This is a genomic window from Arthrobacter sp. NEB 688 (assembly GCF_013201035.1).
Classification (GTDB): domain Bacteria; phylum Actinomycetota; class Actinomycetes; order Actinomycetales; family Dermatophilaceae; genus Phycicoccus.
The window spans coordinates 3567485-3585666 of record NZ_CP053707.1 but is presented as its reverse complement, the minus strand read 5'-3'; the positions used below and the strand labels follow the sequence as shown (position 1 = coordinate 3585666).

The 18182-nt window shown below is 73.6% G+C and carries 18 protein-coding genes; 9 read left to right on the top strand and 9 right to left on the bottom strand.

Annotated features, from left to right (window positions below; translation table 11 throughout):
• Positions 1–8 precede the first annotated feature (8 nt).
• The 6 genes from HL663_RS16895 (at position 9) to HL663_RS16870 (ending at position 8167) form a co-directional block, all read left to right on the top strand.
• On the top strand, positions 9–2219 hold the full coding sequence (locus HL663_RS16895; RefSeq protein ID WP_173029441.1) for a DEAD/DEAH box helicase: 2211 nt from the start codon (positions 9–11) through the stop codon (positions 2217–2219).
• On the top strand, positions 2216–2773 hold the full coding sequence (locus HL663_RS16890; RefSeq protein WP_173029440.1) for a YqgE/AlgH family protein: 558 nt from the start codon (positions 2216–2218) through the stop codon (positions 2771–2773). Before HL663_RS16895 ends, HL663_RS16890 begins: the two co-directional genes overlap by 4 nt.
• 48 nt (positions 2774–2821) lie before the next feature.
• Positions 2822–3130: a DUF3039 domain-containing protein gene (locus HL663_RS16885; protein ID WP_173029439.1), complete on the top strand. Its 309-nt coding sequence runs from the start codon at positions 2822–2824 to the stop codon at positions 3128–3130.
• 202 nt (positions 3131–3332) lie between these two features.
• Positions 3333–4325 carry a zinc metalloprotease gene (locus HL663_RS16880; RefSeq protein WP_173029438.1) on the top strand — a complete coding sequence of 331 codons (993 nt, stop codon included), beginning with the start codon at positions 3333–3335 and terminating at the stop codon, positions 4323–4325.
• 95 nt (positions 4326–4420) lie between these two features.
• Positions 4421–6187 (top strand): DEAD/DEAH box helicase, encoded by a 1767-nt coding sequence (locus tag HL663_RS16875; RefSeq protein WP_173029437.1) that lies wholly within the window; start codon positions 4421–4423, stop codon positions 6185–6187.
• 171 nt (positions 6188–6358) lie between these two features.
• Positions 6359–8167: a bifunctional metallophosphatase/5'-nucleotidase gene (locus tag HL663_RS16870; RefSeq protein WP_173030248.1), complete on the top strand. Its 1809-nt coding sequence runs from the start codon at positions 6359–6361 to the stop codon at positions 8165–8167.
• 78 nt (positions 8168–8245) lie between these two features.
• Here the strand turns inward: HL663_RS16870 and HL663_RS16865 are convergent, their stop codons facing one another.
• The gene (locus tag HL663_RS16865; protein WP_173029436.1) at positions 8246–8740 is read right to left on the bottom strand and encodes an Lrp/AsnC family transcriptional regulator; all 495 of its coding nucleotides are present in this window, start codon (positions 8738–8740) and stop codon (positions 8246–8248) included.
• Between the two features lie 107 nt (positions 8741–8847).
• Here HL663_RS16865 and hppD point away from each other — a divergent pair, with 107 nt between their 5' ends.
• Entirely contained in the window at positions 8848–10086 is a 1239-nt protein-coding gene (gene hppD / locus HL663_RS16860) for a 4-hydroxyphenylpyruvate dioxygenase (RefSeq protein ID WP_173029435.1), read from the top strand.
• 62 nt (positions 10087–10148) lie between these two features.
• Here the strand turns inward: hppD and HL663_RS16855 are convergent, their stop codons facing one another.
• From HL663_RS16855 to HL663_RS19420, 3 genes are read right to left on the bottom strand one after another with little or no spacing between them, the layout of a single operon-like run.
• Positions 10149–10982: a DUF427 domain-containing protein gene (locus HL663_RS16855; RefSeq protein WP_216842609.1), complete on the bottom strand. Its 834-nt coding sequence runs from the start codon at positions 10980–10982 to the stop codon at positions 10149–10151.
• 52 nt (positions 10983–11034) lie between these two features.
• A complete protein-coding gene (locus HL663_RS16850) occupies positions 11035–12057 on the bottom strand; it encodes an APC family permease (protein WP_286176068.1) in 1023 nt (340 codons plus the stop codon).
• Positions 11976–12536, bottom strand: a complete 561-nt coding sequence (locus HL663_RS19420; protein WP_286175742.1) for an amino acid permease — start codon at positions 12534–12536, stop codon at positions 11976–11978. Before HL663_RS19420 ends, HL663_RS16850 begins: the two co-directional genes overlap by 82 nt.
• A 152-nt stretch (positions 12537–12688) precedes the next feature.
• On the opposite strand from HL663_RS19420, the gene HL663_RS16845 reads away from it, so the two are divergent.
• The gene (locus HL663_RS16845; protein WP_173030246.1) at positions 12689–13537 is read left to right on the top strand and encodes an RDD family protein; all 849 of its coding nucleotides are present in this window, start codon (positions 12689–12691) and stop codon (positions 13535–13537) included.
• A 21-nt stretch (positions 13538–13558) separates the two neighbouring features.
• Here the strand turns inward: HL663_RS16845 and fahA are convergent, their stop codons facing one another.
• Positions 13559–14779, bottom strand: a complete 1221-nt coding sequence (gene fahA, locus HL663_RS16840) for a fumarylacetoacetase (RefSeq protein WP_173029434.1) — start codon at positions 14777–14779, stop codon at positions 13559–13561.
• A 20-nt stretch (positions 14780–14799) separates the two neighbouring features.
• Positions 14800–15660 carry a hypothetical protein gene (locus tag HL663_RS16835; RefSeq protein ID WP_173029433.1) on the bottom strand — a complete coding sequence of 287 codons (861 nt, stop codon included), beginning with the start codon at positions 15658–15660 and terminating at the stop codon, positions 14800–14802.
• A 71-nt stretch (positions 15661–15731) separates the two neighbouring features.
• On the opposite strand from HL663_RS16835, the gene HL663_RS16830 reads away from it, so the two are divergent.
• The gene (locus HL663_RS16830; protein ID WP_173029432.1) at positions 15732–15935 is read left to right on the top strand and encodes a hypothetical protein; all 204 of its coding nucleotides are present in this window, start codon (positions 15732–15734) and stop codon (positions 15933–15935) included.
• A gap of 428 nt (positions 15936–16363) precedes the next feature.
• On the opposite strand, the gene HL663_RS16825 is transcribed toward HL663_RS16830, so the two are convergent.
• The 3 genes from HL663_RS16825 to HL663_RS16815 are packed head-to-tail and all read right to left on the bottom strand — an operon-like array spanning position 16364 to position 17995.
• Positions 16364–17446 (bottom strand): DNA polymerase IV, encoded by a 1083-nt coding sequence (locus tag HL663_RS16825; protein WP_173029431.1) that lies wholly within the window; start codon positions 17444–17446, stop codon positions 16364–16366.
• A 31-nt stretch (positions 17447–17477) separates the two neighbouring features.
• On the bottom strand, positions 17478–17639 hold the full coding sequence (locus HL663_RS16820) for a hypothetical protein (protein WP_173029430.1): 162 nt from the start codon (positions 17637–17639) through the stop codon (positions 17478–17480).
• Complete coding sequence (locus HL663_RS16815) at positions 17639–17995, bottom strand: hypothetical protein (protein WP_173029429.1); 357 nt, start codon at positions 17993–17995, stop codon at positions 17639–17641. Before HL663_RS16815 ends, HL663_RS16820 begins: the two co-directional genes overlap by 1 nt.
• Positions 17996–18182: the final 187 nt, after the last annotated feature.

Genomic DNA, 18182 nt, shown 5'->3' with positions numbered 1-18182 from the left:
ACTCACGCATGCCCAAGAAGGTGACCGGGCCCAAGGCCCGATGGACCGCTGCCCAGAAGGCCGAGGCCCAGAAGGGCCCCAAGAAGCCGCACCGTGGCCAGCCCGCCCGCAGCACCGACACCGCCGACCGCCCCAAGCGTCCCCGCGCCGAGCGCTCGCCGCGCTGGGACCGCGAGGACCCGCGCCGCGGTGACCGCCCGGCCCGCAGCGACCGCCGCGAGGGCCTCCAGCGCGAGGACCGCCCCCGGCGCTTCGAGCGCGACGAGCGCCCGGCGCGCTTCCAGCGCGACGACCGCCCCCGCCGCGACGACCGCGGCCCGCGCGACGAGCGCCCTGCGCGCTTCCAGCGCGAGGACCGCCCGGCGCGGTTCGAGCGTGACGACCGCCCGCGGCGTGACGACCGCGGCCCGCGCGACGAGCGCCCGGCGCGCTTCCAGCGGGACGAGCGTCCCGCCCGCTTCCAGCGCGAGGACCGCCCGGCGCGCTTCGAGCGTGACGACCGTCCGCGTCGTGACGACCGTGGCCAGCGCGACGAGCGCCCGCAGCGCTTCGAGCGCGACGACCGCCCGCGCCGCGACGACCGCTTCCAGCGCGACGAACGCCCGCAGCGCGACGACCGCCCCCGACGCTGGGTCTCCGGTGACGGCGAGGAGCGCCGCGTGCACCGCCCCCACGACGAGCGCCCCCGCCGCGAGCGGGGCGACCGCCCCTTCCGCGAGCGCTCGCCGCGCGTCGCCGACCCCGTGCGCCGTGACCGCCACGAGGGCCGCCACGTCGAGCAGCCCCGCTCGTTCGAGGACGCCGAGGCCGAGCGCGCCGAGGCCGACACCTGGACCGCGTACCGCTCGGTCGCGGCCGGTGGCCCGCGCGAGGTGACCGAGGACAACGGCTTCGCCGCCCTCGGCCTGCCGGAGCGCCTCGTCGAGCGCCTCGCTCGCGACGGCATCGCCGAGCCCTTCCCGATCCAGGCCGCGACGATCCCCGACGCGCTCGCCGGCCGGGACGTCCTCGGCCGCGGTCGCACCGGCTCGGGCAAGACCCTCGCCTTCGGCCTGCCGACCATCGCGCGCCTCTCCGACGGCGTGCGCCCCGAGCCGCGCCGCCCCCGGGCGCTCGTGCTCGTGCCGACGCGTGAGCTCGCCATGCAGGTGAGCGACGCGCTCGAGCCGTTCATCCACGTCACCGGGCTCAAGCACCGCCTCGTCGCCGGCGGCCTCTCGTACGAGGGCCAGATCTCAGCGCTCAACCGCGGCGTGCACCTGCTCGTCGCGACGCCGGGCCGCCTCGTCGACCTCATGGAGCGCGGCGCCGTCGAGCTCGGCGCCATCGAGGTCGCCATCCTCGACGAGGCCGACCACATGGCCGACATGGGCTTCGTCCCCGAGGTCACCGCGATCCTCGACGCCGTCCCCGAGGGCGGGCAGCGCCTGCTCTTCTCGGCGACCCTCGACCGCGGGGTCGACTCCCTCGTGGAGAAGTACCTCGTCGACCCGGTGACGCACTCGACCGACGACGCGCAGGCCGCGGTGACGACGATGAGCCACCACGTGCTCCTCATCGACCCGCAGGACAAGAAGGCGCTGACCGCCGAGCTGTGCTCCCGCCCGGGCCGAACGGTCGTCTTCGCCCGCACCCAGCTCGGGGCCGAGCGCATCGCCCGTGAGCTGCGCGAGCGCGGCGTCCTCGCCGCGGCGCTGCACGGTGGTCTCTCGCAGGGCGTGCGCAACCGCGTCCTCGGGGCCTTCCGCGACGGCCGCGTGCCCGTCCTCGTCGCCACCGACGTCGCCGCCCGCGGCATCCACGTCGACGACATCGGGATGGTCGTCCAGGTCGACCCGCCGACCGACCACAAGGACTACCTGCACCGCGCCGGCCGCACCGCCCGTGCGGGCGAGGAGGGCGCCGTCGTCATGCTCGCCCTCCCGCACCAGCGCAAGATGGTCACCCGCATCATCGAGGGGGCCGGCGCCGAGGCGCAGGTCGCCAAGGTGGCCCCGGGCGACGCGACCGTCACCGCGCTCGGCGGCGTCGCGCCGACCGGCGTGCCGGTGCCCGACGAGGTCTGGCGCCCGCTGCTCGAGGCCAAGCCCCAGGGCCGCGGCCGTGGTGGCCCGCACCGTGGCGGTCCGCACCGCGGTGGCCCTCGCGGCGGCCGCCCGCAGGGTGGTGCCCGCAGCGGCGGACGTCCGTCGGGCCGCGGGGGCAGAATGGGCGCGTGAGCGCCACCACCACCGGGCGCCTCCTCGTCGCCACCCCGCAGATCGAGGAGGGCGTCTTCCACCGCAGCGTCGTCCTCGTGCTGCACCACGGCGACGACGGGGCGCAGGGCCTCGTGCTCAACCGCCCCGTCGACGCCGGCATCGACTCCGTCCTGCCCGGCTGGGAGGAGCACGCGAGCCGGCCGGCCACCCTCTTCCAGGGCGGCCCGGTGCAGCTGGACTCCGCGCTCGGGCTGGTCGCCGTCCCCGGCGACTCGCCCGAGCCCACGGGCGTGCGCCGGCTCTTCGGGGCCGTCGCGCTGGTCGACCTCGACACCCCGCCGCCGCTCGTCGTCCCCGAGCTGTCGGGGCTGCGCATCTTCGCGGGCTACGCCGGGTGGTCGCCCGGGCAGCTCGAGGAGGAGGTCGCGACGGGCTCCTGGTTCGTCGTCGACACCGAGAGCGCCGACGCCTTCACCGACCAGCCGGCCGACCTGTGGCAGCGGGTGCTGCGCCGCCAGCCCGAGCCGCTGCGCTGGATGGCGCTCTACCCGCCGGACCCCTCGCTCAACTGACGTCCGGGCCGGGCGGGACCCGCAGGTCCAGCGCGTACCCTCGTGCCCATGAGCGAGACGATGCCTCCGCCCAGCGACCCGAACGCGCCCCAGCCGCAGCCCGGCGGTCCGCAGACGCAGACGGCCGTCCTCGAGCGCACCGAGACCGTCCCGGAGGTCGCCGAGCCCGGCGACCACGAGCGCTTCGCGCACTACGTGCGCAAGGAGAAGATCCTCGAGAGCGCGCTGTCGGGGGAGCCGGTGACCGCCCTCTGCGGCAAGGTCTGGATCCCCGGGCGCAACCCCGACCGCTTCCCGGTCTGCCCGACCTGCAAGGAGATCTTCGACGGCCTCCGGCCGCCGGAGGACGGCGACTGAGAGCGACCTGAGGGCCGGGTCGCGGAGTTGACGGAGTCCTGACGTGCGCCTGACCCGCAGCAGTCATCCGGCGCGTATCGCGGGAGGGTGAGGTCTTACCCAACCCTGACCCCGGGCTGACCCCCGCGACCCGAACGCGCGCCTAGCGTCCTGCGGGTGCCCCGGTCGACCCGGCCGGGCGTGACCTTCCGGAAGGACGCCCATGCGTACTCGTCCCCTCACGGCCCTCGCCGCCCTCACCCTCGGCGTCGCCGGCTCGCTCGTGCCCCTCTCGTCCGCCCAGGCCCGTCCGATGACCGCGGACACCGCCCAGTCGGCCCAGTGCGCCGTGCACAGCGACGTCGTGGGCGGCCGTCACGCCGCCGGCCCGAACCGGGCCGACCCGCACGAGCTGACCCCGGCGCAGACCAAGGCGAACGACGCCGCGCTCGCCAAGGCGCTCGCGGCCAAGGGCTACGACACCCGCACCGACGGCAAGGCCGTCACCGACTCGGCGCAGCGCTCCGCCACCGCCTCCAACAAGAAGCCCTCCGCGGCCTTCGCCGGTGGCATCGTCGACGTCTACGTGCACGTCATCACCGACGGCACGAACGGCAAGCTGACGAGCACCCAGATCAGCAACCAGATCTCGGTCCTCAACAACGCCTACTCCTCGGCCGGGTTCTCCTTCCGCCTCGCGGGCACGGACACGACGACCAACGCGTCCTGGTACCAGGGCCTGACCGACGGCACGACCCAGGAGCGCCAGATGAAGACCGCCCTGCGCAAGGGCAACATGGGCGACCTCAACCTCTACACCGCCAACCTCGGGGGCGGCCTCCTCGGCTGGGCGACCTTCCCCAAGTCCAGCCTCGACGTCATGGACGGCGTCGTCATCCTCGACCAGTCCGTGCCCGGCGGGACCGCCGCGCCGTACAACCTGGGCGACACCGGCACCCACGAGGTCGGCCACTGGATGAACCTCTACCACACCTTCCAGGGCGGCTGCTCGGGCAGCGGGGACTCGGTCTCCGACACCCCGGCCGAGGCCTCGCCGGCCTACGGCTGCCCGACGGGCCGCGACACCTGCGGCACCGCCGGCGCCGACCCGATCACCAACTTCATGGACTACTCGGACGACGCGTGCATGAACACCTTCACGACCGGCCAGGCCACCCGGATGCAGAACGCCTGGCTCGCCTACCGCAACGTCTGACCACCCATCACCGCTAGCACAGACCGAGGGCCCCGGCGCAATCCGCCGGGGCCTTCGGTGTGTCGTCCGGTGGGCGGTTATCGTGGCGCTCGCCCATGAGTACCTCTGCTGCCGGACACCTGCCCCCCGCCTATCCCGAGCGGGCCGCGTGGGGTACCGCGTCGAAGCTGCGCGCGTGGCAGGAGGAGGCGCTGGCCGCCTACCTGGCCCGCCACGAGAAGGACTTCCTGGCGGTCGCGACGCCGGGCGCCGGCAAGACGACGTACGCCCTGCGCATCGCCACCGAGCTGCTCGACCGCGGCATCGTGCGCGCGATCACCGTCGTCGCCCCGACCGAGCACCTCAAGACGCAGTGGGCCGACGCCGCGGGCCGCGTGGGCATCCAGCTCAACCCCTCGTTCTCCAACGGCGCCGGCGTGCAGTCCAGCGAGTACCACGGTGTGGCGCTGACCTACGCGCAGGTGGCCGCCAACCCGGGGCTGCACAAGCGGCGCACCGAGGCCGAGCCGACGCTCATCATCCTCGACGAGATCCACCACGGCGGCGACGCCCGCTCCTGGGGCGACGGCATCCGCGAGGCCTTCACGCCGGCCGCGCGCCGCCTCTCGCTGACCGGGACCCCGTTCCGGTCCGACACCAACCCCATCCCGTTCGTGCGCTACGAGATGGACGCCCAGGGCATCCTGCGCTCCGGCTCGGACTACACCTACGGGTACGCGGCCGCGTTGCGCGACGGCGTCGTGCGCCCCGTGCTCTTCCTCGCGTACGGCGGGGCGATGCGCTGGCGCACCAAGGCCGGTGACGAGGTGGCGGCCCGGCTCGGGGAGCCCCTGACCAAGGACATCACCGCCCACGCCTGGCGCACCGCGCTCGACCCCAAGGGCGAGTGGATCCCGGCGGTGCTCAGCGCCGCCGACAAGCGTCTGTCCGAGGTGCGCCGGCACGTGCCGGACGCCGGGGGCCTGGTCATCGCCTCGAACCAGACCGTCGCCCGCGCCTACGCCCGCATCCTCACCGACATCACCGGCGAGAAGACGACCGTCGTGCTCTCCGACGACGCCGGCGCCAGCTCGCGGATCGAGGAGTTCGGGCAGAGCGAGACGCGGTGGATGGTCGCGGTGCGCATGGTGTCCGAGGGCGTCGACGTCCCGCGCCTGGCCGTCGGCGTCTACGCCACCTCGACCTCGACCCCGCTGTTCTTCGCCCAGGCCGTCGGCCGCTTCGTGCGGGCCCGCCGCCGCGGAGAGACCGCCTCGGTCTTCCTGCCGTCGGTGCCGATCATCCTCCAGCTCGCCGCGTCGATGGAGGAGGAGCGCGACCACGCGCTCGACCGCCCGCGCAGCGACGAGGACGAGGCGTCCCTGTGGGCCGAGGAGGAGGGGATGCTCGCCGCCGCCAACCGGACCGAGAAGACGCTCGGCCTCGACGAGTCCCGCTTCGAGGCGCTGGAGTCGGACGCGCACTTCGACCACGTCCTCTTCGACGCCAAGCAGTTCGGCCTGCACGCGGAGGTCGGCTCCGAGGAGGAGCAGGACTACCTCGGCCTGCCCGGGCTCCTCGAGCCGGACCAGGTGGCGACGCTCCTGCACGAGCGGCAGGCGAGGCAGGCCAAGGGGAGCGCCGGCCGGGCGCAGCCGGACCGGGGGCCGACGCCCGTCGCGCAGCACCGGGCCCTCGCCGCCCAGCGCAAGGAGCTCAACAAGCTCGTCGCGGCGTACTCGAGCAAGACCGGGGCGCCCCACGCGAACATCCACATGGAGCTGCGGCGGGCCTGTGGCGGGCCCGAGCTCGCGTCCGCGACGAGCGAGCAGGTGACCGAGCGGATCGCGAAGATCCGCCACTGGTTCGTCGGCCGCCGCTGACCCGTCGGGCCTCGCCACCGTCGCCACACCCCGGCGACCTCGGCGTTCACCGGATGCTCAGCGCATCCTGAGAGAACGGCCACGCGCTCGTCGCGCACCGGTCGCCCCGACGGGCTAACGTGCCGCCCCGTGACCGACAACACCTCTGCATCCCGCCGTCAGCTGCTCACCATGGCCGTCGTCGGTGGCGCCGGCCTCTGGGCGGCCCCCGCGGCCTCCGCCGACCCCCACCACGGGCGCGACCACGACCACCACCACCACGGCTCGAAGACCTTCCGCCTCACCGTGCTCGGCACGACCGACCTGCACGGCAACGTCTTCAACTGGAACTACTTCGCCAACGCCGCGTACTCCGACAAGGCCGGCAACCAGATCGGCATCGCCAAGGCCGCGACGCTCATCAAGGCCGTGCGGGCCGAGCGTGGCGCCTCCACCTGCCTGACGCTCGACGCGGGCGACACCATCCAGGGCACGCCGCTCGCGTACTACTACGCGAAGATCGACCCGATCACCGGCGGCTCCAAGCACCCGATGGCCCTGGCGATGAACGCCGTCGGCTACGACGCGGCCGCGCTCGGCAACCACGAGTACAACTACGGCCTCGACACGCTGCGGGCCTTCCAGAAGCAGTGCCGCTTCCCGCTCCTGTCCGCCAACTCGGTCGACTGGAACAGCGGCCGACCGGTCTTCCCGCCGTACGTGCTCAAGCGCGTCAAGGTCAAGGGCGGCAAGGACGTCACGGTCGGCATCCTCGGCCTCGTGACGCCCGGTGTCGCGATCTGGGACAAGGCCAACGTCGAGGGCAAGGTGAGGTTCCCCGGCATCGTCGAGCAGGCCAAGGTGATGGTCCCGCGCCTCAAGGCGATGGGCGCCGACGTCGTCGTCGTGTCCTGCCACTCCGGCCCGGTCCCGGGCTCGAGCTACGGCGACGCCCTGCCCTTCCCCGAGAACGCCAGCACCCAGCTCGCCGAGGAGGTCGCCGGCATCGACGCGATCCTCGTCGGGCACGCGCACCTCGAGGTCCCGCAGAAGCTCGTGACGAACAAGGTCACCGGCCGCCAGGTGCTGCTCAGCGAGCCGTACTACTGGGGGATGCGCGTCTCGGTCATGGACCTCGACCTGCGCTTCGAGCGCGGCCGTTGGTCCGTGTGCTCGTCGTCGGCGACGCTGCTCAACGCGAACACGGCCCCCGAGGACGCGAAGATCGCCGCCCTCGTCAAGCCCGCGCACGAGAAGGTCCTCGCCTACGTCAACGGCGTCGTCGGCACGTGCACCCAGGCGATGTCGGCGGCCACCTCGCGCTACGAGGACACCGCCGCGATGGACTTCATCAACCTCGTCCAGGGCCAGGCGGTCAAGGACGCCCTGGCCGGCACCCCGCAGGCCGGCCTGCCCGTGCTCTCGATCGCCGCGCCGTTCAACAAGGACGCCGCCATCCCGGCGGGCGAGGTGACCGTCCGCGACGTCGCGGGGCTGTACATCTTCGACAACACGCTGCTCGGCATCACGCTCACGGGTGCACAGGTCAAGGCCTACCTCGAGCAGTCGGCGACCTACTTCCAGCAGGTGACCTCGGCCGGTCCGTTCACCCCGGAGCAGGTGACGAACGCGAAGACCTCGACCGCGCCGAACGGCACCCCCGACTACAACTACGACATCATGGGCGGCCTCGACGCGCCCCTCACCTACGAGATCGACATCGCGAAGGACCCGGGCTCGCGCATCACGGACCTGCAGTACGCCGGCGCCCCGATCGACCCGGCGCAGGAGTTCGTCATCGCGATCAACAACTACCGGCAGTCCGGCGGCGGCGGCTTCCCCGGCGTCACGACGGCCCCGGTGGTCTACAACCGCCAGGTCGAGATCCGGCAGCTGCTCATCGACTGGGTCACGGCCAACAAGCAGATCGACCCGCCGACCTTCGCCTCGACCGACTGGCGCCTCGTCGCGAACGGCACCCCGGTGGTCATCACCGCCTGAGCCCCACCCCGCCGGGCCCCGACCCGTCGACCGAACAGAACACGCCGTGCCCGTTCCCTCGGGCACGGCGTGTCCTGCTCACTCGACGGGTGAGCGGGTGGCCGCGGAGGCGACGAGCGGGCCGGTGCGGTGGGGGAGGTGGGTCACGAGGCAGATGGCCGTGTTGGCCCGCAGCACGTGGACGTCGTCGATGATCGCGTCGATGACCCGCCCGAGGTCGGCGTTGTCGCGGGCGGCGACCCGCACGACGAGGTCGCCGACGCCGGTGATCGAGTGGATCTCGAGCACCTCGGGGATGGCGGCGAGGTGGGCGACGACCGGCTCGTGGCCCTGCCGCTGGCTGATCTCGAGGGTGCAGAACGCGGTGACGGGGTAGCCGAGGGCGTCGGGGTCGACCTGCGGCGCGAAGCTGCGGATGACCCCGCGCTCCTGCAGCCGGTCCAGGCGCGCCTGCACCGTGCCGCGCGCCACCCCGAGCCGACGGGAGGCGCCGAGCACGCCGACGTGCGGGTCCTCGGTGAAGAGGGCGATGATCCGGGCGTCGAGCGCGTCCACGCCGTCCTTGATGGCCATGGTCACATCGTCCAGCAGGAGGGGGTGCGAGGGCAACAGCATGCACATCGTGTGCACCGTGTCGGCGAGTGGTTGCACATCGCGACCAGCAGCCGGACAGTGGCGGGATGACTGACACGACGACGACGTCCGCCAGCCGCCTCGACCTCACCGACCAGGAGCGCGCGGCCGAGCTCGACCTCGACCAGCTCAAGCAGCTCGTGGGCCTGGTCGACTACGACGAGAGCACCGACCCCTTCCCGGTCACCGGCTGGGACGCCATCGTCTTCGTCGTGGGCAACGCGACCCAGACCGCGCACTACTACCAGAGCGCCTGGGGCATGGAGCTCGTCGGCTACACCGGCCCCGAGAACGGCACCCGCGACCACAAGGCGTTCGTCCTGAAGTCCGGCTCGATCCGCTTCGTCGTCAAGGGCGCCGTCACCCCCGACAGCCCGCTCATCGAGCACCACGCGAAGCACGGCGACGGCGTCGTCGACATCTCCCTCGAGGTGCCGGACGTCGACAAGTGCGTCGAGCAGGCCCGCCGCGCCGGCGCCACCGTCCTCCAGGAGCCCGAGGACCTCACCGACGAGCACGGCACCGTGCGCGTCGCCGCCATCGCGACCTACGGCGAGACCCGGCACAGCCTCGTCCAGCGCGTCGTCGACGGCGCCACCTACGCCGGCCCGTACCTGCCCGGCTACGTCGCCGCGTCCTCGTCCTTCGTCAAGCGCGACGGCGCCCCCAAGCGCCTCTTCCAGGCACTCGACCACATCGTCGGCAACGTCGAGCTCGGCAAGATGGACGAGTGGGTCGGCTTCTACAACAAGGTCATGGGCTTCGTGAACATGGCCGAGTTCATCGGTGACGACATCGCCACCGACTACTCGGCGCTCATGTCCAAGGTCGTCGCCAACGGCAACCACCGCGTGAAGTTCCCGCTCAACGAGCCGGCGATCGCGAAGAAGAAGAGCCAGATCGACGAGTACCTCGAGTTCTACGCCGGCCCCGGTGCCCAGCACCTCGCCCTGGCGACGAACGACATCCTGCGCACGGTCGACGAGCTGCGCAAGGAGGGCGTCGAGTTCCTCGACACCCCCGACGCGTACTACACCGACCCGGTGATGCGCGAGCGCATCGGCGAGGTCCGCGTGCCGATCGAGGAGCTGAAGTCCCGCAAGATCCTCGTCGACCGCGACGAGGACGGCTACCTCCTCCAGATCTTCACCAAGCCCCTCGGCGACCGCCCGACCGTCTTCTTCGAGATCATCGAGCGCCACGGCTCCCTCGGCTTCGGCAAGGGCAACTTCAAGGCGCTCTTCGAGTCCATCGAGCGCGAGCAGGACAAGCGCGGCAACCTCTGACGCACGCGCTGGGGCACGCTCGACGCCGCCGGATTCCGAGGGGGTCCGGCGGCGTCGCCGCGTCAGGAGCGTTCGTGCTCCGCGGGGGAGGACCACGGCGTCACCGGCCGGGGGACGGGTGACCCGTCCACGACGAGGTCGGTGCGCTCGGCGTAGAAGCAGACGTGGTCGCGCACGGCCGCCGCCTCCGGCAGCGGGTCGGGGTAGGACCAGGCCAGGTCCTCGACCGCCGGGCGCCCGTCGCGGGACGGCAGCGACCAGTACCGGGCGTGCCCCTTGTAGGCGCACGTCGTCGTCGAGGTGCTCGGGGCGAGCAGGTCGAGGCGGACGTCCTCCGGCGGGAGGTACCACCGCGTCGGGACGAGCGTCTCGTGGAGGGCCACGGGGTGGTGGGTGTCCGCGAGGACCACACCGTCGACGGACACGACGACGTGGCGGTCGGCGGCGAGCAGGTCGAGCCGCTTGAACGGGTCGTGCGGGTGGCCGACGACCGGCGTGGCCTCCTCGAGCCAGTCGAACGGCGCCCACTCGACCACGACCCGGCCGCCGAGGTCGGGGTCGTCCGGCGCGAAGGCGCTGTCCGGCACCCGGGCTCCCGCGACGACGAGGTCGAAGGAACGGCCGGGGGTCGTGTGGAGGCCGAAGTTCACGGGGCCGAGCACCGGCGGGAGGACGGACGGTGCCGGGGCCGGTGGGCGTGGCTCGAGCACACCCGCGAGGTCCCCGGGCGGGACGGCGTACATCGGTACGACCCGGCGGGGCTCCCAGACGAGCGCCGCGTCGAGGGTGTCGAGGTCGGTGGCGCCGTCGAGGGTGGCCCGCACCCGCCGCTCGACCGGCTCCCACAGCAGCTGGGAGTGCAGGGCCATGAGGTGGGTGCCGAGCCGGGTCGCCATCACCCGATGGTCCGCCGGGTGGCCCCCGGGGTCAACGGCCCGGGGTCGCCCCTCAGGCCGAGGAGGCGTCGGTGCGGGTGTTGAGCCGCGCGTGCCGGCGGCCGTAGAAGAAGTACACGAGGAACCCGAGCACCATCCACACCGCGAAGCGCAGCCAGGTCTCGACCGAGAGGTTGGTCATGAGGTAGACGCAGGCGAGCGCGGAGAGCGCCGGCACGACGGGCGAGAACGGGGTGCGGAAGGGGCGGGGGAGGTCGGGCTTGGTGCGCCGCAGGACGGGCACGGCGATCGAGACGACGACGAAGGCGAAGAGCGTCCCGATCGACACGAGGTCGGCGAGCGCGGTCAGCGGGATGAACCCGGCGAGCACCGCGACGAGCACGATCGTCATGATCGTGATCTTCCAGGGGGTGCCCCACTTCGGGTGCACCTCGGCGACCGAGCGGGGGATGAGGCCGTCACGGCCCATCGAGAAGCCGATCCGGCCCATGGCGACGATGTCGACGAGGATGACCGACGTCAGGCCCGCCACCGCGGCGATGGAGACGAGGATCGCGGCCCAGCCGGCGCCGACGGCGTCGAAGGCGCTCGCGATCGGGGCGCCGACGTTGAGCTGCGAGTAGGGCACCATCCCGGTGATGACGAACGAGACGCCGACGTAGAGCAGCGTGCAGATGCCGAGGGTCCCGAGCAGTCCGAGCGGGAGGTCGCGGCTCGGCTTCTTCGTCTCCTCGCCGAGGTTGGCCACCGCCTCGAAGCCGGTGTACGCGAAGAAGACCACGGCTGCCGCGGTGAGCACACCGGCGAAACCGAAGGCCGTCGGCTCGATGCCGAACAGGGCCTGGCTCACCGGCTGCTTGAGGCCCGACGTGCCCTCCTTCACCGGCTGCGCCGGCGGGATGAACGGCGTGAGGTTGGCGGCCTTGACGTAGAACGCGCCGGCGACGATGACGAAGACGCAGACCGCGACCTTGACGATGACGAGCGAGTTCGTCACGCGCGCGCTCTCGCGGATGCCGACGACGGCGACCACGCCGAGCAGCAGGACGATGGCGACCGCGCCGAGGTTGACCACCGACTCCTCCCCGAAGATCGAGGTGGGGAGGTCGAAGAGCTCCTGCGTGTACCGGACCACCCGCGCGCGACCACGGCTGCGCCGAGGGCGAACTCGAGGATGAGGTCCCAGCCGATGATCCACGCGAAGACCTCGCCGATCGTCGCGTAGGCGTACGTGTAGGCCGAGCCGGCCGTCGGGACGGCGGAGGCGAGCTCGGAGTAGCACAGGGCCGCCAGCAGGCTCACGGCCCCGGCGATGACGAAGGAGATGACGACACCCGGGCCGGCGTGGTTCTTCGCCTCGATCCCGGTGAGGGTGAAGATCCCGGTGCCGATGACGATGCCGATGCCGAAGCCCATGAGGCTGAAGGGGCCGAGGGTGCGGGTCAGCCGGCCGGGGCCGTGGGCGCCGTCACCGCCCTCGCCGTCCGGGCCGCCGGCCTGGGCCAGGACGTCCTCGACGGGCTTGGTGCGCAGCACGGAGTGGTCGTCGCTCATCCGGCGACCCTACGACCGGCGGGGGAGCGGTGGTGCGGACGGTCCACGCGGGCTGGGTGCTCGTCCGGGGCGACCCCTCCCGCCCGCTGCCGCCCTGCCGGCCCGGGGGCCGCGCGCCGGGGCGTCCGGGCGCGCGTGCGATCCTTGGGCGCATGACGACGCCGAGCGCCCCCGGCTGGTACGAGGACCCCGACGACGCGGCTCGCCTGCGCTACTTCGACGGCATCGTGTGGAGCAGCCACACGACGCCGCGCCACCCGCAGCCCCCGGCTCCCGCACCGACGACGGCCGACACCGTGCCGCCCGCCACTGCTCCCGGCGCGCCGACCAACGCGACCGGCCCCGCCGGGCCCACCGGCAACCAGACCGGACCGGGCGCCCCCTGGGGCGGGTCCCCGCAGCAGCAGCCGTGGGGCCAGCCCTCGGCGCAGCACCCGCACTGGCAGCAGGCCCCCGCCGACCGCGCCCTGCGGATGCCCGACGGCGACGTCGTCGCCGAGTGGTGGCGGCGCCTGCTGGCCTGGCTCGTCGACTGGCTGGTCACCGGCCTGCTCGCCGGGGTCGCGTCGCTGCCGTTCCTCGGTCCCTACCTCGACGCCGTGCGCGCGGGCCTCGACGCCGCGGCGCGCGGGGAGAACCCGGACTTCACCGTGCCGCTCGAGGCCTTCGCCCAGGTCGCGCTGCCGATCGGGCTGATCCAGATCGCTGTCGGGCTCGTCTACTCGACCCTGTTCCTCGTCTGGCGCTCGGCCACCCCGGGCAAGATGCTGCTCGGCACGATCGTCCGGCCGACGGCCGGACGGGCCCGGATCGGCGTGGTGGTCGCGCTGCGCCGCCAGTCCATCGGTGTCGTGAGCGACCTGCTTCAGCTCAACCCGCTGCTCAACGTCGCCGGGGTCGTCCTCTCGGTCGTCGACCCGGGCTGGCTGCTGCGCGACCCGCGCCGGCAGGCGCTGCACGACAAGGTCGCCGACACCGTCGTCGTCCTGCGCAAGCGCTGACCCTCCCGGTCGGCCCTCCGGTCAGCGGGCGGCGCGCACCGTCCCGGTGCACTCGCCGAACCCGATGACCGCGCCGTCGGCGCCGGGAGCGGTCGCCCGCAGCGTCACCGTGTCGCCGTCCTCGAGGAAGGTGCGCTCGCTGCCGTCGGCGAGGCGGACGGGCTCCTGACCGCTCCACGACAGCTCGAGGAAGCTGCCGCGGGTGTCCTTCGCGGTGCCGCTGATCGTGCCCGAGCCGAAGAGGTCACCGGGCCGGACCGCGGCTCCGTTGACGCTGAGGTGGGCGAGCATCTGGGCGGGCGACCAGTACATGTCGCGGTACTCGGGGCGGGAGACGACCGTGCCGTTCCACTCGACCTCGACGTGCACGTCCAGCCCCCATGCCGTGCCGGGGCCCTCGCCCGAGCCACGCAGGTAGGGGAGCGGCTCCGGGTCCTGGCCGGGCAGGGGCACGCGGGCGGCCCTCAGCGCGTCGGTCGTCACGACCCACGGGCTGATGCTCGTCGCGAACGACTTGCCGAGGAAGGGCCCGAGCGGCACGTACTCCCACGCCTGGAGGTCGCGGGCCGACCAGTCGTTGAGGAGGACGACGCCGAAGAGGTGCTCGTCGGCGTCCGCGAGGTCGACGCGCTCGCCGAGCGCGGTCGAGCCGCCGACGACGAAGCCCAGCTCGGCCTCGATGTCGAGGCGGACGCTCGGGCCGAAGGTCGGCGCGTCGGCGGTCGGGGGCTTGCGCTGCCCCGTCGGGCGCACGACGTCGGTGCCGGAGACGACGACCGTGCCGGCGCGGCCGTGGTAGCCGATGGGCAGGTGCTTCCAGTTGGGGGTGAGCGGCTCGGAGTCGGGGCGGAAGATCCGGCCGACGTTGCTCGCGTGGTGCTCGCTCGCGTAGAAGTCGACGTAGTCGGCGACCGAGAACGGCAGGTGCATCGTGACCTGTTCCACGGGAACGAGGTTGGGCTCGACGCAGTCGCGGTACTCGTCGTTCGACAGGTGGTCGACGAGCCACTCGCGGGCCGCGGTCCAGGCCGGTCGTCCCTCGGCGAGGAAGGCGTCGAGCGAGCCACCGCGCCAGACGGCGGCGGACTCCATCCCGGCGCGCTCGGCGCAGGCCGCGAGGTCGAGGACGTGGTCGCCGACGCGCACGCCGACCCGGCGCTCGCCGCCGTCCTGCGAGAAGACGCCGTAGGGGAGGTTGTGCAGGCCGAAGGGGTGGTCGGCGGGCAGGTCGAACCAGGTCATGGCGGGTCCTTCCGGGTCGCTCAGGCGGAGGTCGGCAGGCCGAGGTCGGCCAGCTCGGTCAGGGGGTCGGTGACGGTGCAGCACCCGTAGGCGGTGAACGCGGCGCGGACGCGGCGGGTCGTGGCGTCGGGCCAGGCGAGGACGAGGTCGGCGAGGGCGCGGGCGTCCCGGACGGCCAGCAGGGCCGCGACCTCCGGCGCCGGTGCGCCCTCGAGCGCGGCGGCGGTGGCCACGAGGACGTCGAGGACGCCGTGGTTCTCCTCGTCGACGCCGTCGACCGCGTACGTGCCGCGCACGGCGTGGTGCAGGCCGCCGGTCAGCTTGAACGGGACCCGGGCGGTCGTGGCGGCGACGAGGAAGGCGGCCAGCTCGTCCTCGGGCGGCCAGGGCCACGTGGGGGTCGGGCCGGTGCGGAACTTCGCGACGACCGCGTCGCCCTCGGCCACGGCGGCCCGGACGTCGGCCAGGGCCTCGTCCTGAGCTGCACGCTCGCGGGGCACCTCCAGGGCGAGCGGGAGGTCGCCGGGGAGGTCGAGGCGGCGCCACCCGGCGGTCCATCCGAGCTCGGCGCCGCGCACGTCGACGCGCGGGTCGGCCGCGAGGACCGCGAGCCCCTCGCGCAGCACGGCCGGGTCGGTGCCGGGGCGGGCGACGACGCCGAGGTCGAGCGGGCCCCTGCCGGTCCACCCGCCGGCGTCGAGCACCGCGAGCAGCGCGTCGGCCGAGGAGGCGGGGACGAGGAGCGGCCCGACGCATCCCCCGTACGCGGAGGCGCGGTGCCGTGCGTGCGCCGAGACCGCCTCGGGCAGAGGGCTGTTGCCGGGCGGGAAGACCGCTGCGTCGTCGACGAGGGCGCGCAGCGGCTCCGGCGACGTCGACATGCTGTCCAACCTATCGCGGTCGTCGGGGGCCTCGGCGCCTGCCGCGGGTCGGGTGCGGTTAGCGTCGGGGCATGGGACGAGACGACGAGCAGACCGACGGCCAGGTGTCCGAGGTGCAGCGGATGGCCGCCGAGGACGCGGGGACGCCGATCAGCGACGACCAGTCGGTCCACGGGCAGCCGGACGGCGAGTCGGGCGAGGTCCAGGAGGGACCGGCCGGCCCCAACGCCTGGGTGCCGGGCGACGACGGCACCGAGCCCTCGCACGGCAACTGAACGCCGCGCACCGCGGGCCCGAGGTTCCGCGCCGTCACCGTGACGACGCAGTTGTTCGCCCGTGACGCGGATGCATCCCCGTCCGGGACGATCTTCCGCGCCGTCACCGTGACGGTCCGGAAGCTCCCGGCCCGGTCAGCCGACCCGGCACGTGCGGGCTTGTCGCGGTCGGGCCGCCGGCTGACGTCGATAACCCAGCACGTGCGGGCTTTTCGTGGTCGATGGGGCCGGCTGACAGCGATAACCCAGCACGTGCGGGCTGTTCGCGGTCGGGCCGCCGGCTGACGTCGATAACCCAGCACGTGCGGGCTTTTCGTGGTCGATGGGCCGGCTGACGTCGATGACCCGGCACGTGCGGGGTTTCCGCGGTCGGTGTCGCGAGCCGACAGCGATAACCCGGCACGTGCGGGCTCGTCGCGGTCGGAGGGTCAGACGCGGCCGCGGACGGGGGTGCGCTCGACGTCGTCGACCTCGTCGGGCATCGTCATCTCCGCGCGCACGCCGAGCAGCCGAACCTCCCGCCCCTCCTGGAGGTGGTCGGCCAGCAGCGCCTGCACCGCCGCGTGCACCGGCCCCGCCTCGGACGTGGTCTCGGGCAGCTTGCGGCTGCGGTTGACCGTGAAGAACGGGGCATACCGGATCTTCAGCCCGATGCGGACGACGGGCCGCCTCTCGCGTTCGACGTCCTCGAGCACCTGGTCGGTGAGCACGGCCACGGCGGAGCGCACCTCGTCGGCCGTGACGAGGTTGGACTGGTAGGTCGTCTCCCGGCTGTGCCCGCGGGCCACCCACGGGGTGTCGTCGACCTCGGCCGACCCCTCGCCGCGCCCGAGCGAGCCGTACCAGGCGCCCATCCGCGGCCCGAACTCGCCGACGAGGACGGCCGGGTCGGCGGCGGCGAGCTCGTCGACCCTCCGGATGCCGTGCGCCGCCAACCGGGCCGAGACGCGCGCGCCGACACCCCAGAGGTCGGCGGTCGGGCGGTGGCCCATCACCTCGACCCAGTTCGCGGCCGTCAGCCGGAAGACGCCCTGCGGCTTGCCGAAGTCGGTCGCGATCTTCGCGCGCACCCGGGTGTCGCCGATGCCGACCGAGCAGTGCAGCGCCGTCCGTTCGAGCACCGCCGCCTGGATGCTGCGCGCGAGCGCCTCGGGGTCGTCGGTGTCGCCGCCGACGAAGCCCTCGTCCCACCCGAGCACCTCGACGACGAGCCCGAGGTCGCGCACGGCGGCGAAGACCTCCTCGGAGGCGGCGAGGTAGTGCGGCCCGTCGACCGGCAGGAAGACCGCGTCCGGGGCCTTGCGGGCGGCGACGCGCAGCGGCATCCCGGAGCGCACGCCCCGCTCGCGCGCGGGGTAGGAGGCGGTGGAGACGACGGCCCGCTCGGTCGGGTCGCCCCGGCCGCCGACGACCACCTCGCGGCCGGCGAGCTCCGGGTGGCGCAGGACCTCGACGGCGGCGATGAACTGGTCGAGGTCGACGTGCAGGACGAAGGGGAACGCGCGCGCCACCGTCACCGCCCCCTCGGTGCCGTCCGCGCGGTCAGCGGCCGGAGTCCTCGGGGAGGGGGGTGCGCGCGGCGTCCTCGACCCGCGTGTCCTCGCGGGTGCCGCGTCGGCGGGCGTCCTTGACGAGCGCGCGGGCGAGCCTCACGGTCGAGGACGGCAGCCGGGCCATGTTGCTCGGGCCGGTCGTCGCGGTCATCACGCCTCCTCCTGCTCGGTGGTCCCATCATCCCCCGCCGTGAGGGCGAGGTCCACCTCCGCGCGCCCGGTCGTGCCCTCGGTGATCTGCTGGCCAAGCCGGATGCGCGCGATGCGCCGGGCGAGCTCGCGGTCCTCGTCGCTGCCGAGGTCGGACTCGATGAGGTCGGCGAGCAGCTCGTCCCCGATCTGCTGCTCGGCCTCGGTCTCGGCGGTGACGAGGGTGATGGCCTGGTCGAGGCGCTCGCGCCACTCGCCGCGCGCGTCCTGGCGCTGCCCGCGCAGCGCCACCCACGCCGCGCCGGCCGCGCCGACGAGAGCGCCGGCGAAGGACAGCAGCGGGACGACCCAGGTCATCCACCCATCATGGCGGCCACCACCGACGAGGCCCCCGGTCCGACCGGCGTGCCGTGCCGGGTCCGTCCGCCCCCACCACCGGGGCGCGACCCGTCCGGCCGCCGCGGGCTGCACAAGCTGTCCGGTGGGACCCCGGATCGACTGGGCAGGTCTGGCCACGGGATGCACCCGGACCGCGCAGACGTGC